The sequence below is a fragment of the Bythopirellula polymerisocia genome, assembly GCF_007860015.1.
Lineage (GTDB): Bacteria > Planctomycetota > Planctomycetia > Pirellulales > Lacipirellulaceae > Bythopirellula > Bythopirellula polymerisocia.
Genome location: NZ_SJPS01000005.1, coordinates 306,494 through 321,242 on the forward strand (window position 1 = coordinate 306,494; position 14,749 = coordinate 321,242).

Sequence of the window (14,749 nt, forward strand, 5' to 3'; positions counted from 1 at the left end):
CTTGCCAAAGTTATTGAAACTCAGAATCAGTTAGGCGAAATTTTCGAGCTTGGATGGCTTGCAGACTGGATCATCTGTTCAAAAGCATCCAACTTGCGGAGATTTTCCAAGTCTGGATCGGACTGCGCACGGGAAAGCAGGGCTGGGTCCTGCATCACGGCCTTGGTAAGCATCAGCAATCCTGTCGTGCGGTCGGCCTCATTTCCCTGGGAAGTATGAGCCAGTGCACAGGCAGCTTGGAACAAATAGGTCGGTTCCTGAGTGAGTTGCAGCAGGCGCTGGACATCGGCAATAGCAGCCGGGCGATCTCCTTGTCGTGCAAAGAGCACAGCTCGTCCTGCGAGAGCGAAATGATCATTTGGATCAAGTTCCAACATGCAGTTGAGAGCAGCCAAGGCCTCTTCGGGTTGATTGAGACGATCAGCGGTTACATGTACGATGTTTCTCCAGGCCTGGAGGCTTCGTGGATCAAGAGTGACTGCCTGGCGAAAATCCTCAAGAGCTGCTTGAGGGTCTTCCACCAATCGAGCAATGCCGCGTGCCCCCCAACTCTCTGCGTCGGTGGGTGTAAGCCGCAAGCCTTCTGCAAGGTCGCGCTCAGCTTCTTTCTGATCGCCTAGTGCAAAGAGCGACCGGGCTCGCAGGAAATAAATTCGCGTCTGGGAAGCTCCCTTATCGAGAGCCTCGGTAAAATCAGCGACTGCTTGATCGTGATTTCCCAGTGCAGCATGCACGCGAGCACGGTTCAGCAAGCAAGTTGGCAAACCAGGTTGGAGTTCGAGCACCTTATCAAAGTCGTCTAGTGCCGCATCAAATTCATGTAAATCAAAGCGACATAAACCACGATTGAAAAATGGATAGTAAGACTCAGGTAATAAAGCGGCAGCCGTCGAGTAAGCTCCTTCGGCTTCGTGCAATCGCGATGCCCCAGTATTTGCATTTCCAAGTAGTAGCCAATAAACGGGATCGGTGGGACTGGAATCTCGCAGTTCATTAAGCAGTGGGAGAGCCTCTGCATAATCCTGCTCAAGTAAGAGCCGTTGAGCTTTCAAAGAGCTATCCAAGGGACCCTCTGGCTCACGACTCATGGCCAAGGTGCGAAGTTGGTTTGCCTGGTCAACGTCTCCCATTTTTTCCAACAATGTGGCTTGCTGGAGCGTGAAAGCTTGCGGCTGCTGATTCGGCAGAATGTACTTTCTGGCAAGCGAATTGAGTCGCAACGCCTCTGCAAATTCTGCGGCATCAGCGTCATTTTTTCTAATCGTCGCTTCAGAAAGCTGATACAAGAGTTCACCAAATTCTTGCTCCAGTTGTATGCGATGTCGTGGACGTAATGCAATGAGTTGCAGTCGTTGACTCAGAGTTGGATCCGAAAGTACCCCGTATTCGCTGAGTGCATTATCGACGATTTTCATACCCGAAGCGATCAAGTCTGAATCATTTTCGGGAATGCTCAAAGCGGTGCGAGCGAGCGGATACGTCGATTGAAATACTTGAAACTTGCTCTCGGCCCACCAGTGAATTCCTATTGCTAAACAGGCCAATAGTGCAGCCCCTGACAGGGTCGCCACACTGCTGGCGGAAGAAATACGTGGATGTCGCCGGACCCACTTGGCTGTTCGTTCGGGCAAGGATCTGTCTGGCACATGTCGCAATGGCAAGTTGTCCAAGTGTCGACGCAAATCTTCGCAGAGATCGGTAGCCGACTGGTAGCGGGAAGCCGGATCGGCCGCAAGGCAACGGGAGACGACTGCATCCACTGATCGAGGAATGGCTGGATTCAGATTTCGCGCCGACGGGGATGGTTGGCGGCGTTCAAGGATCATCCTTTGGACAACTTCTTCAAACGTGCCCTCGAAGACGGAAAAGGGGCGCTTGCCCGTCAGCAGTTCGAAAAAGATAACCCCCAAAGAAAATATATCTGATCCGACACCAATCTTGCCTCCTCTGGCTATTGCAGAAAGATGTTCCGGCGCCATGTAAGGCAAGGTCCCGCCAACCAGCAGCGAGGCACGACCATTTACCACGATATCGGCGGATAAATTAAAATCCAGAATTAGCGGCAGGCCGTCCTCTGTCAGCAGGATATTTGCAGGTTTGAGATCGCGATGGACGATGCCGCGTTGGTGAGCGTGGGAAAGCCCCTCCGCAATTTGCAACACCAATCGGATGATACAGTCAACGTAATTCTGAGGAGTGGCGAGTCTCTTCGATACAAACTCGTTCGTATCAAGATCAATGGATTGCGAATCCCGTGATTTGTCATTATCGGTGTTTGGGATCTTGAGCGTGTCTTCGAGGGGCGATCGAATCGTACTTAAGAATGCCTGACCTGACTGGGGAAACCGGTCGCTCTGTTCTAGAGTGCGGTTAACATCCGACAATGTACGTTGTCCAATGAACGGCATACAGACTGCCGTCAAGCCATTCACTCTATGCACCGAGTAGATAGGGACTATGTTCGTATGCTGTAAGCGTGCTAAATGCTGGGGCTCGAGAGTACTTCCTGAAACGAATTTTAATACAACCAGCCGATCCGCTAAATCGCCCTGCCGAGCCAAGAAAACTCTGGCAAACGCACCGCGACCGATTTCCCGTTCCAAGTGGAAGTTCAAGACGGAATCTCCCGACTGAGGGAGCTCAACTGCCTCGTCAGCTAAGAGACCTACCTCCTCAAAAAACCCTGGAATTGTGGCTGATGCTCTACCATCGTGGGATGCATCACTTTTTTGCGAGTTATCAGTTGAAAACACACGCCATAAACTGGTGTCAATCGCATAGCGCTGAGCGTACAGTTCTGGAGTCACTCGCTGCCCAGACTGAACTGTCAATCGATATTCTTCATAGGCAAGTGCTTCTAGTACCTGCGAATCGCTTAAAAGCTCGTGGAGAATTGGGCGATAAGTTTCGACCGTCCGGCACTCGCCACTCTCCCATGAATACTCCATATCAACTCGCATCAATTCTGTTGCAACTTCTGCATAGAGTGGATGGTTAGGTGGAGGCAAGAAGTGCGTAAAGTCAGCATTTCCCTGGCGTTGGCGAGACTCTTCGTAGGCTTCGACGCAGCTCATCAAGAGATCTTCAGTAGTTGATGGGACGGTAGACACTGTATTATTGGTCCTCATCAATAAGTTTATTGAGATGTTGGCGAAAGTTTTGAAGAGTCCGCTCCACGGTGCGCTTTGAGCGCGACGTAAGACTGGCGATCTCAGCGATTTCGTGCCCTTCAATTCGCAGTTGCAGCATGCGGTCTTGTGGTGCCGGCATGGTTGCGATCAAATCTTGGACTAACATTCGCATTGTTTCATAGGGAATCGCATCTTCCGTTACCCCTACCGCCTCTCCCGACTCAACGTTTCCAACGGTCCGACCGGCATCTCGTTTTTGAGCTCGATGATGAACCGCCAAGGTTCGAATCTTGTTTAATGCCAACACCAGCAACAATTGCCATAGCTCCTCACCGACCGGGACTTCGTAGCATCCTTCGGAAGCACGTCGAAAAAAAGTCCTGAAGACAGATTGCACGACGTCTTCAGGATCAAAACGTGGTGACAGTGCTTGCGCAGTCTGCTTCTTGGCCAAGGCTTGCAGTCGCTTGGCGTAACGGAGGTAGAGCGCCGTCGCCGCATCTTGTTGCCCCTCTTGAAAACGACGCAACAACGAGTGATCAGTGCCTACCTTCACATTTTCTGATCCTCGATTTGATTTTGTTTCGTGTGGTGAAGCGGCCATTTAATGTCCCGACGAAGAGTATAGTCGAATACTTCCATGGTAACCGTCACGGTTCCCGACTGAAAGTTCCTGAATTTCCCAATTTTTTGAAACGCCGTGCAAAGCAATCCACGCCATTGATTTAGTTTAACTTCCTTGGCGGATCGGTGGCATAAAACGGACTCTACTGTTCAGAGGGGAGATCATGTGCATCTTTCCATTCCAATCAATATCCCTGCTTTTGGTTATCAAAATGGGCAGTTACTTGGCATTTCCGAACCCACTGCTGTGGATGCTCATCGTGTTGCAGACAGGTGCACCCCTTCCTTGGTTCCATCGCCACTGTGATTTGAGAGAGGGTGAGATGCAGTCTCATTTGAATGCTTGTCATAAGAGTTCTCAAGAAAAGGCTAGTCCGGAATGGCATCTGCATGTTCTAAGTCAGAAATTCTCCTTCGCCGAAGACGGTTTCAATACTCAACTCCCCCTCAGAAAAGTTCATCAGTTCCCCAGCAATCAGATTAGTTTTGCAGAGGAAATTCGCAGAATGATTTTGGATCGCGTCCAACACTTGGGGCAGCTCGCGATCCATTTCTCTGGTCACGTCGTTGACGTAGAGTGTGATCTCAGTCCGATCGACGCGGGTTCTACAATCTGCAAAGTCGTACGTGCATCCTTAGTTCGCTGCGTAATCTTTTGCGTACGACAGATTTGAAGTACACCGGTCTGGGCTTCTGAATCCCGGACGCCTGTTGTTTTGCAGCATAACGCCTAAATCCGTTTGAAGATACTGGCCAACCCAGTCACTTTTTCCAGGGTGAGAACCTCACTCTCATTTACCAACTACTATAGTCAGGAACAACGATCATGAAAAAAATATTGACCTCTATGGCGACAGTCATGCTACTTCTGGCAGGTCCTACAGTGCATGCATCCATCTACGGGACACTGTCGAATTTTGACACTTATAACGAAACAGAAATCGATTCTTACGGGGCCGAAATTGAGTTAGAGGGAGTTCACGTCGAGGATCTCTATCGAACATTTCCATCTCATTACGACAACGAAGTAAGGACTTACTATCAAGAGGGTGCGCAATCTGGGACACGCATCACGTACTCCGGCTACAACTTTACAACTAGCGGCTACCTGCCTGCGAATACCATTGGACAATCTACCAATGGCCACGCCTGTGTGGGAACTGAGGGTTGTGAGCATTTTGGATTTTCATTAACTGGAGTGCAGCCAACTGCAACGCGTTTTTACTGGCTTGACCAAAACGGACAACGCATTGGCACGATGCCCGAATCGATTGCCACGCCTACTTGGAATTACGTTGCCAATCCTGGTGGGGTACCACGACTCGGTGCAATTGTTGAAGCGCCTGAACCTGCCGAAGTCATTCCGCAACGTCCCGATTCCATTTGGATGAAAGTTTTCAAGACTGAGATTGATCGGCCGGTGGACCTCATGGAATTGATGTCAGACAACAGGATCATTCCTGACAACATTGGCGAGCAAGAGACTGAATGGGAGTTACTGGAAGGAGGACTTGGTAAACAAAATGAGGCGGAAGATGATATTGGTGAGGGAAACTTTGCCGTGATCCGCCGCTATGAGTACTTCGAATACACAGGTCCTTATGACGAAGAGCATGAACCGATCTCGATTTTCCTTGACGAAGACCTCCCAGAACCACCAGTGGGTGAATTGGGACAATTCATCTCGGCGAACATGGTGGCTGCGAACCTTGCAGCGCCCGAAGAAGCCGACTTCAATCAGGACGGCAACGTCGATGGTCGAGATTTTCTCGCCTGGCAACGCGGTTTTGGTCAGGGCCATAAGCTAGAAGATGGCGATGCGAACTGGGATGACTCGGTAGACGATAATGACTTGGCAATTTGGAAGAATAAGTACGAAGGAGATGACAACCCAGGTCTAGTGTCTGTACCTGAGCCAGCAACTTGGCTCATTGTGGCTTTGAGCGTTCTCGGCGCACTATGCTTCAGAGGCCAGCGCAATAGTTACAATGAAGCCTCAGCCTGAGTTTATGGTAGGCGGTCGCGTTCGAGTTAGCATTTAGGAATTCACTTTGCCAGCCCCATTCGTGGGGCTGGTTTTTTTAATATGCTATTGTGTTGGATTTGCCGCTTCCGACTTTTACGCCTAAAATTTCTCGCCTATTAGGTTTTTGCACCTATGTTGTGCTGGGCACTGAGAACAGAAGCTGAAAGCTAACTACTTCCAGCTACTATCTATTCCCACCCCTTGATTCCAGTCAGGCGTGGGCACTCTCCAAGAGATTTCCCCAAAACTTGCGTCTTCGCCCACCCTCCAGACCTGTTTTTTACTCTCAACCCTCATCACTCAACACTTAATCCTTCCACCCGCGCCTATTGAATTATTGACTTTTCACCATACCCTACATCTAGTGGCTCCACCCGCGAAAGCCAAACAACACCTCAAGACCACCCATGTTTCAAGTCGATCCACCCACGGCCATCTTGTTTGTCTACCTGATTGCTGGGGGACTGCTGGTCGTCCTGGGGTTGCCCCTCTACTTTGGCAAGGTCCCGCCGAATCGACTTTATGGCTTCCGCACCCGGTCCACCCTAGTGAACCCCCAGAAATGGATGGCCGTGAATCGCGTGGCCGGGGGATGGATGGTCTTGGTCGGTACCGCCGTCGCCGGGGTCGCCACTTGGGTCGCGCGCCTGGGCTATAGCGTCAGCCAGGCCGCCCTCATTGATCTCGCTGTATTCGCCGTCGGGATGATGCTGATATTGGTCCATAGCACACTGGTCCTGTGGCGAAACTAGAGGAAGCTGCTATACTCGCTGCGACCCAGATCGCCATCTTGCTGCCCCAAATTTCTCGATTCGCCGAACCATTGCCGAAAGTTGATCCTTGCTCCACTCTCTGAGATTCGGCTGGCGAGTTTTTCTGTTTTTGATCAACACGATGCTGTGTTGGATCGGTTTCGAGCTAGAATTGCTGTTCTCTAGCAAACAAAATCGCCTGCGAGTGATCAACCGCTGGGTGCCTCGCTGGGCACGAATCAATTTGTGGATTTTCGGTGTGCGTGTCGAACCTCGCGGTTTGCTAGTTGAGCCCGGTAGGTTGGTTTCAGGCCGCGATGATGCGGGCCGAGGCCGTATCTTTATTGCCAACCATCGTTCAGGAATGGATATCCCTGTGGTGTTAACCACGGTCGAGGCCCACTGCATTAGCCGCCACGATGTGGCGAACTGGCCCGTTATCGGCCGCGGTGCCCAGCGGATCGGGACTTTGTTTGTAGACCGCTCATCACGTCGCAGCGGCGCGGCCGTGCTGAAGGAAGTTGCCCATGTGGTGGAACGAGGCGAAGCGGTTGCCATGTTTCCCGAGGGGACCGCGTATCCCGGCGACGAGGTCAGGGCATTTCACAATGGGGCTTTCAATGCCGCCCGCCGCTCCAATGCCCAAATCGTGCCGATGGGATTCGCCTACGACAACGATGCTGCCTATTTCGAGGCCGAATCATTCATGGTTCACATCAAGCGCGTCGCAGGGCTGAAGCGACTGCGGGTAGCAGTCGAAATCGGCACTCCGCTAGAGTACGAAGAACTGGATACCGCTGACATCAAGAAACTTGCCCACCAGCAAGTGCAGGAGTTAGTCAATCAAGCTCGGGCTCGGTTGGAAGATTGCTAACCCGATAGCGACCCGCTAGAAGAGTGCCGATCAAGAGTTGCTCTATATGGTAGGCGAGCATCGGCAAGATGGCTAACCCGCCGAATTCGAGTGCGATCGCCAGTCCGACCATCAGGGTCTTTTGGCTTCCAGCGTAGGCCACCGCCAAAGAATCTTCCGGCGCGTACCCCAGCAAGTTCCCCATTCGATATCCTAAGAACCACGCCGACAGGTGCAGCACCGCCGCCAAGACCATCATCCACACCAGATGCCAGGCGACAACGGACAGTTGTCCCTTAAGTTCGGCAAGCTGTAAGCCCGAATGCACGGCCCCGAGCAGCACAATCGACAGCAGGCCCGCCTGGGCAAGAATACTCAAGAGGGGCTTCCTCGCCGTGGCGAATTCAGCGACTACCGGGACTAACCGCAAAAGCTGGGCAACGACAATCGGCAGCACCACGATCGTTAAGAGCTGCGTTGCCATGGCGGAAAATGGTTCCGTCTTGCTCACGCGACCAATGATGAGCCAAATCCATGCTGGTGTAACGAGAAAGCAGGCCAGATTCGTAACTACGGTCACCATGATGCTGATTGCTTCGTTCCCGCCTGCCAGTCGAGTCCATACCGTGGCCGACGCGATCGTGCACGGCACTGCAGCAGCGATCACCAGTCCGATTGCCAACTCGCCCTTCAGAAGGTAGCTCAGCGGCCAAGCCAAGAGGGGTACCACCACCGCATTGATTACCACGGCCAGGAGTGCAGGCCCTGGGCGCCGGACGGTGTTCCACATGGCATCGATCCGCAAGGGCAAGGCCATCAGCATGAGTACCACCGCGATCACCCAGTTCTTGGGAATCGCGAACGCAAATCCGGAGCAGGCTTCGGGAAAAGCCATTCCTGTAAACAGAACGACTCCCAACGAAAGCAGGAACCAGTGGCGTTTCCAAATGGTGATAATCACGCTGCGGTTCGCTCTCACTCCGCAGGGGATGAATCAGAATTCTCGGTGTCGGCTATTCTGCGTGCCCGCAACAGATTGCCGTGTCGTTGAGGAGATTGGTCAGCTTCTAAAATCGTGATCGCCTCGTCGGTTCGACCGAGTTGCTCTAGCGTGCGGGCCAGATTGTACTGGGCACCGGGAGTCCAAAAGCCATCGGGGTTTGGCTCCAAAGTCCTGCGGAGGAACCAATCTTCCGCCACTTCGAATTTGCCCAGATCATAACTCAAAAGTCCCAGCCAGTAGCTGGCTGAGTATTTAATCGAGCGATAGATTATCTGCTTGCCGGCATCAAACAAATCAAGTACCGCGTCAGGGGTGCGAATCTCAGTGTGCTGGTAATTCTGGATCGCCTCGCGGTGGCCAAGATTGGGTTGAGCAAGTGGATCGTTCTGCTGTGAAACGGGGATCGGTTTCGTACCTTGAAAATGCAGCACACGAGCCTTCCAGAGTCGCGGCCGTTGACAAAAAGTTAAGACTTGCTGTGCTGCCAATTCCCGCTGCGGCCGTTTCATCGCCTCTTCGGCCAACCGCTGTTCGTAGGGAAACGGCCACAACGCAACCTCAGTGAATTCTGTTTGTGCTTTCAGATAATCAACAAGCCCTTTGCTGGGAGCCGCTAATACAACGTAGTCTTCGCCCTCCAAGGCGTTCTGTAAGGCGGCTGCCCGCCGTGAGAGTTGCAGTGGCGTCGCTACTACGCTAGCCGAGACATGACTCATGTCATCCGCGGTGATCGGGTACGGATGCTTGTCATCGAGATCCAGATTGCGCAAAAGGCTCGGATCGGCAATCACTTCGCTCAGGGTTGCAATATGCTCCGCCTCAGCGTCCAAGATCGGCAGCCCGAGGAGGGGATCAAACAAGTAAAATTCGCCATCGATCCAGACCGCAGGGAGCCACCACTTGGATTCTTCCTTCTCGTTTGTGACTGAGAGCATCACCACATCGAGTTGCTGTTGCAGGCAAAGTCCCGCGAAAACCCACGCTCGCATTTCAGCCGAGCCGTGGCCATACATGAGCGCTTGCCAAGGCTGGTGGACGATTCCTGGTTGATCAGATTCGTCGAGTTGGATATTGCGGATCGTCCAGTCGAACAACGCCAAGGCGATATCGACTTTCTTGTATGCATCCTGCTTCGCCCAAGCCGCAATATCGCGGAGCCAAATGGCCTCTTGGAGCGAGCGGATGTCCGCTAAATCGAAAAGCCCATCGCGGAGTGCCTCGGGGGTCAGCAGTGGTGCGATCGATCCGGCATCGCGAACGGTTGCCGGGAGCGTATCGATCAATTTGCTCAGTTCCCAAGTTACTTGACTCGGTCTTAGGTTGCGAAACCATTGGTTGGCACGATCAGCCAACTGCACCAATGCAGTTTCATCTGGGGTAGGCTCCCAGGCGATGGCTGGTCGGCGCTGGCGGACGTAGCGAGTGAGTCGCAGGCGAATCTCATTCATGCGCTGATCAGAAAATCGCCAGATCTCGATGCGGTGAGGCTCAACAACCGGACCACCGAGTGAAACGTCCAGAATCAGTGCGTTCTGTGCATTGTTGGTATCGAGTCGTCGGACCGGCAATTCAATGTAATCAACTTCAACCCCCCCACCATGTTCGTAGCTCTCTTCATCGTAGTCGATAAAGTACCGTACGATGTCTCCCGCCTTGACTCGCAAGCCCCTGAAGTTGCCATTGCCGGCGGGAACAGACAGAAAGTTATTGCCACCCTCTGGATCTTGGGGGTTCACGCCAAGAATTGCCAATACTTCGTTGCCATCAGCACTAGTGGAGTCATCCAGGATGGGCACTGGCGGGACAAGATCGAGAACAGTTTCGTTCGGAAGCGCGTTGAGAGTCTTGGCAACCGTATCGAGTAAGACGGATAAATTGTCCTGGCGAGCCTGCGCCTGGCGGCCGACTGATCTGCGACCCGTCGAGTGGGAGTCGCTGTCTTTGCAACCAACGGAGGCAAATAAACCAATTGAGGTGACGATGGCTCCCAAAACTACGATGTAAGACTTCTTCACAATGGCTCTCATGCAATTTGGGAAATCGCCTGCCGGATTGCTAAAAGCCTGCGCATAACAGTCTCAATCTGGCCAAGGGGAATCATATTGGGTCCGTCGCTAGGTGATTGCTCGGGGTTGGGATGGGTCTCGGTAAATAACCCTTCCGCACCGAGCGCCAAAGCTGCACGGGCTAATGGTTCAACCATCGCACGATTTCCCCCCGTCGCTCCGCCAAGACCTCCTGGCTCTTGTACACTATGAGTCGCGTCAAAAATCACGGGTACACCGAAGGCCTGCATTTGGGGAATCGCACGCATATCGTTCACCAATCTACCATAACCAAAGAAAGTTCCCCGTTCACACAGCAGGATGTTTTCACAACCGGCATCTGCCAGTTTGGTCACGACGTACTGCATGTCGCCAGGGGCCATGAATTGTGCCTTTTTCACGTTTACCGCTTTGCCTGTGCGAGCTGCTGCAATCAGGAGATCGGTTTGGCGCGCAAGGAACGCGGGGATTTGCAATAAGTCGCAGACTTCACCGACCGCTGCGGCCTGCTGTGCTTCATGGATGTCCGTCGTTACCGGCAGTCCCGTAGTCTGGCCAATTTCACGCAGGATTTTTAGCCCCTCGGAGAGCCCTGGACCTCGATAGGCACTGCTGCTGGTGCGGTTGGCCTTGTCGAACGACGCCTTGAATACGAGTTGTACCGACAGCAGTCGAGCCACGCGTTGCAGCTCTAGGGCGATCTCCAAGGCTGAGTCGCGACCTTCCAAGACGCATGGGCCGGCAATCCATAACAAGGGCTGATCATTTCCACAGAGGAGAGGACCAATTTGAGCGGGGTAGTTGGACACTGCTTATTTCCGCAAGGAGGCGAGGTGGCTTAAGTTCGGAGCAATATAACCCCTATTCCACATACGAACTACTCGCTGTAAGTGTTTGTCACGGACCTAATTTAGGGTCGAAGAAAATTCGACCTCCTTCTCACAGCAATTCACGGATTTCTGCCAAAAAGGGTTGTCTCGATTTGAGTCTCGCCGTCTTTTCTCCTTTAGTCTTACACGACAAAAGAATTCAAAGATCAGCACCATTGGGATCGATCGGGGTCGTTGTAAGTTGTTATTCACAAATAGCTTATAACATTAGGCTAGTCGACGTTTTCTCGATTTGAGACAGATTGGCGGGTTTTTTCGGCATTACGCAATGAGCCAGTGGAGTCATAGCATAATCGCGCATTTCCAGAAGAATTGACTTGTTTTGCAATACTCAACCTGCCGGCTAATTAGCAAAAAAATCTAAATTGAGGGATCAAATCGGTGTCGTTGTCTCACGCTAAGTGCTTTGATAGAAAAAGGTTATGGCATGTCTTCACGTACGTCCTATGCCAACCAAGAGATATTTGGCACGTAGTATGCCCCTATATTAGGAGCGGTTCGAGTGGTCCTCGGGTCTCTCGAATCTCAACCTAACTGGCCCGCGGGGTCTCGGACGAACTGTGGTGCGTCGGTGCAATTGCCCCTGACCGATTTATCAAGTCAATGTGTATTTGGCTCGTCCGAGGCCCGCTTTTTTTTGCGCCTCACTTTCTTCCCCATTTGCCGCCGACGTTAAGTCCCCAGACTTCACCGGGCTCTTTGTCGTGGTAGGGTCGCCTCTTTTCCAGGGCTGCATCTTTGGCGGCAGTCGAGACTTTCACGGCCCGAAATATGCCCCGATTGGCCTCTGCCACTTGGCGCAACTTGTCTGCTGCTCTCCCCTTTTCGCCGGTTCCCATCCCGAAGGTGTGAATCGGAAATCTGCGCCCTTGAGAATTAAGCAAATAGGCCATGCGACGCTGATCGCGGGTACTGTCCAGATCGCCATCGGTTAGCAGGTAGACCGCGTCGGGACGAATCATCTGGGCGGCTTCGATAGCTTTGTCGACTTCATTGCCAAGACAAAACTCTACTGTTTCGAGCCACTGACGAAGACTCTTCTTAAAGCGATCATCGGCGGGGACAAATCGTTGGACGGGTTGTGGATAGAACAGCGGATAGAGCATATCGCTGTAGAAAATGACGTAGAACTGTTGTTCCGTTGTGAGGGATTCGACACTTTTTATAAGTTCATCGACGAGCGTCTCTAATTCGCCACCGCGCATTCCTCCAGAATTATCAACCACAAAAACGATGCGGCGTCCTTCGATCTTAGTTTCGAAGAAGGTGGCCTTGAGCTTCTCTGCCTTCGGGAGCATGTCGCTGAGACCGTTGCCGTGGGATCCGAATGATAATCCTGATAGTTCTCCCAAGCCAATCTCCTGAGATCCAGAGAAGCTCACCAAATCTGCAATCGCGACTTCTGCACTCAGTTCACTAGCCATTACTCTCGATGCTTCTTGAATTTCGCTCGCTAGTTGATTGACATCAGATTCAATCTCCTCCATGGGGTCGATCTCGATATCCTGGAGTTCGATTTCATTTTCAATCGTGGCATCCGACTCTAGGGTGAGTGTGAAATCTACCTGCTGCTTGTTAATTGAAAACGTGAACAAGGCAAAAGCTAGCATGGCCAGCAAATGAATAAAAAAGCTCGTGCCCCAGACAGGAAGCTTCTCGCTTCTTTTTTGGTAGTAGCTCGTCTCCGCCACCTCAAGCTGGGGAAACCTGGCGTTTTCAGTTAGTGAAGGTTCACTGACGAGAGGGGAGTTGTGAGGTTCAGAGTGATGGGGGAGATCCGCGCGCAGACGCAATCCCTTCGAACGTGGAACGTCGTCATCGAGTCGAAGCTTCTCGCCCGCAGAGACCTCAAAGCGAAAGGACTCTAGATCTTCTTTCTCCACCCCATTTTCTGAGGCATATGAATCGGTCGGAAGACGAAAACCCTTGTCGTTCGATTTGATTTTTTTCTTGGCAGAATCGGGAATCATGAATACCGACTCAAAAGAGGAAAAATACAGTTACTGAGGCCTCTTCACTGCTTATTCTCCTCGTAGATTTTGATTGTAGCAGCAGTGCTAGCAGGAAGGAATTCTTCCCTCGTCGATTTTGCTCATATTTTGATACAAGTTGCCATCTTGTCTGCCCGAATCTCATCTTGGAACAGAATTCCTACACCTTGGAACCATGAAAACCCGAATATTATTATGCTCAGGTGGTTTGATGGTCTACAGTGGATTTGCTGGAAAAGACCCTAGTCTTGCCAATTGGTTCCAAGCTGGTTCGCTACTCTTCTACGAGTTTCTGGTCGACATTGCTATGAATATGCATCCCAAAGTTCGTCCCCTATGGCAGCGGGCGTTGATAATACCCGTGCTGGGAATGTTGCTCGTCTACAAGGCGCTCAAATTGCCGCGAAGAATTCTTCCCCGCGATTTGCGTGCCATCGTTAGAAACTGGCACTACTCGATGTTCTGGACGCTCATCAAGAGTGGCCTTACTCAGGCCTTCATCGATGAGCCATGCACATTTAATACTTCTGGCAAACATTTCCCCAAGGCGGAGGTCGCGCCGGAATTTCGTATGACGGAAGACGATTTCACGCAATTCCATCGTGACGGGTTTATTGGCCCGTTCGATGCCTTTTCCAAAGAAGAGATGGCTCAGCTTCGACAAGAAATGCTCGCCGTTGAGAACGCGAATTCCGAGACTTACGGTTTCGTCACTCCACGAGATCGCCATCTAGAGTCGCCCCGGCTTTGGGAACACATGAATCATCCCGCAATCGTTGAACGGGTCGCCCAGATTCTGGGCCCCGATCTACTCTGCTGGCGGACTCAACTTTTCTACAAAGGACCTGGTGCGCCAGCGATTCAATTTCATCAGGCAAGTACGTTCATGGTTGAAGATTACCTCGACCCCGCGATCTATCCGCCACGCATGGACGAAATGTTTCAGCTAACTGTATGGGTCGCTGTCGACGATGCCGTTCCCGAGAATGGCTGTATGCAGTTCATACGTGGTTCGCACGACCGAATTCACAAAATAAAATTCGGGGGAGAAGAAGGTTTCTACAAGGCAAATTTCTCGCTCGATTTTGACCGTGATCCCGCTCGGGTAGTTACCATGCCCGTCAAATCCGGGCAGTTCATCATATTCACAGAGCGCTGTATCCATGGTTCGCCTGCGAACACGACCGATCGCTATCGATTGGCATTCAATCTACGAATCGTACCTACGAATGTTCCCGTGCTAACTGGCAAAGAGAAATACCGCTCTGTCTACAATGGTGGCAAATACAACTTGAAGAACTGGGGGGTGGCCCTCTTGCGAGGTGAAGATCGCCATCATCTCAGCAAGACCGTGGTACCAGCAAGGCTTGAGAAGACTTCGACTGAAGACCGCTATCGCTCAGCAGCGTGATCGGCAACTTATCAACTTATTTG

General features: G+C 51.9%; 10 protein-coding genes. 4 read left to right on the plus strand and 6 right to left on the minus strand.

The annotated features are described in order from the left end of the window. Positions 1 to 26: 26 nt before the first annotated feature. Together Pla144_RS17105 and Pla144_RS17110 are read right to left on the minus strand one after the other, a co-directional pair. A complete protein-coding gene (locus Pla144_RS17105) occupies positions 27 to 3,074 on the minus strand; it encodes a protein kinase domain-containing protein (RefSeq protein ID WP_197530768.1) in 3,048 nt (1,015 codons plus the stop codon). 40 nt (positions 3,075 to 3,114) lie between these two features. Then, positions 3,115 to 3,687, minus strand: a complete 573-nt coding sequence (locus Pla144_RS17110; RefSeq protein WP_197530769.1) for an RNA polymerase sigma factor — start codon at positions 3,685 to 3,687, stop codon at positions 3,115 to 3,117. A gap of 894 nt (positions 3,688 to 4,581) precedes the next feature. On the opposite strand from Pla144_RS17110, the gene Pla144_RS17115 reads away from it, so the two are divergent. The 3 genes from Pla144_RS17115 (at position 4,582) to Pla144_RS17125 (ending at position 7,407) form a co-directional block, all read left to right on the plus strand. After that, a complete protein-coding gene (locus Pla144_RS17115) occupies positions 4,582 to 5,760 on the plus strand; it encodes a hypothetical protein (RefSeq protein ID WP_146451915.1) in 1,179 nt (392 codons plus the stop codon). Positions 5,761 to 6,188: 428 nt separating this feature from the next. Continuing rightward, complete coding sequence (locus Pla144_RS17120) at positions 6,189 to 6,533, plus strand: SdpI family protein (protein WP_146451916.1); 345 nt, start codon at positions 6,189 to 6,191, stop codon at positions 6,531 to 6,533. Between the two features lie 142 nt (positions 6,534 to 6,675). After that, complete coding sequence (locus Pla144_RS17125) at positions 6,676 to 7,407, plus strand: lysophospholipid acyltransferase family protein (protein WP_146451917.1); 732 nt, start codon at positions 6,676 to 6,678, stop codon at positions 7,405 to 7,407. Here Pla144_RS17125 and Pla144_RS17130 read toward each other — a convergent pair. The 4 genes from Pla144_RS17130 to Pla144_RS17145 all read right to left on the minus strand — a co-directional run bounded on the left by Pla144_RS17130 (position 7,373) and on the right by Pla144_RS17145 (position 13,294). Beyond that, complete coding sequence (locus Pla144_RS17130) at positions 7,373 to 8,347, minus strand: bile acid:sodium symporter family protein (RefSeq protein ID WP_146451918.1); 975 nt, start codon at positions 8,345 to 8,347, stop codon at positions 7,373 to 7,375. The two genes, Pla144_RS17125 and Pla144_RS17130, sit on opposite strands and share 35 nt — an antisense overlap. 14 nt (positions 8,348 to 8,361) lie before the next feature. Beyond that, positions 8,362 to 10,404: a tetratricopeptide repeat protein gene (locus tag Pla144_RS17135; RefSeq protein ID WP_146451919.1), complete on the minus strand. Its 2,043-nt coding sequence runs from the start codon at positions 10,402 to 10,404 to the stop codon at positions 8,362 to 8,364. A gap of 8 nt (positions 10,405 to 10,412) precedes the next feature. Beyond that, entirely contained in the window at positions 10,413 to 11,243 is an 831-nt protein-coding gene (gene kdsA, locus Pla144_RS17140; protein WP_146451920.1) for a 3-deoxy-8-phosphooctulonate synthase, read from the minus strand. Positions 11,244 to 11,968: 725 nt separating this feature from the next. Further along, a complete protein-coding gene (locus Pla144_RS17145; RefSeq protein ID WP_146451921.1) occupies positions 11,969 to 13,294 on the minus strand; it encodes a VWA domain-containing protein in 1,326 nt (441 codons plus the stop codon). 196 nt (positions 13,295 to 13,490) lie between these two features. Here Pla144_RS17145 and Pla144_RS17150 point away from each other — a divergent pair, with 196 nt between their 5' ends. Continuing rightward, positions 13,491 to 14,726 (plus strand): phytanoyl-CoA dioxygenase family protein, encoded by a 1,236-nt coding sequence (locus Pla144_RS17150; protein WP_146451922.1) that lies wholly within the window; start codon positions 13,491 to 13,493, stop codon positions 14,724 to 14,726. Positions 14,727 to 14,749 lie beyond the last annotated feature (23 nt).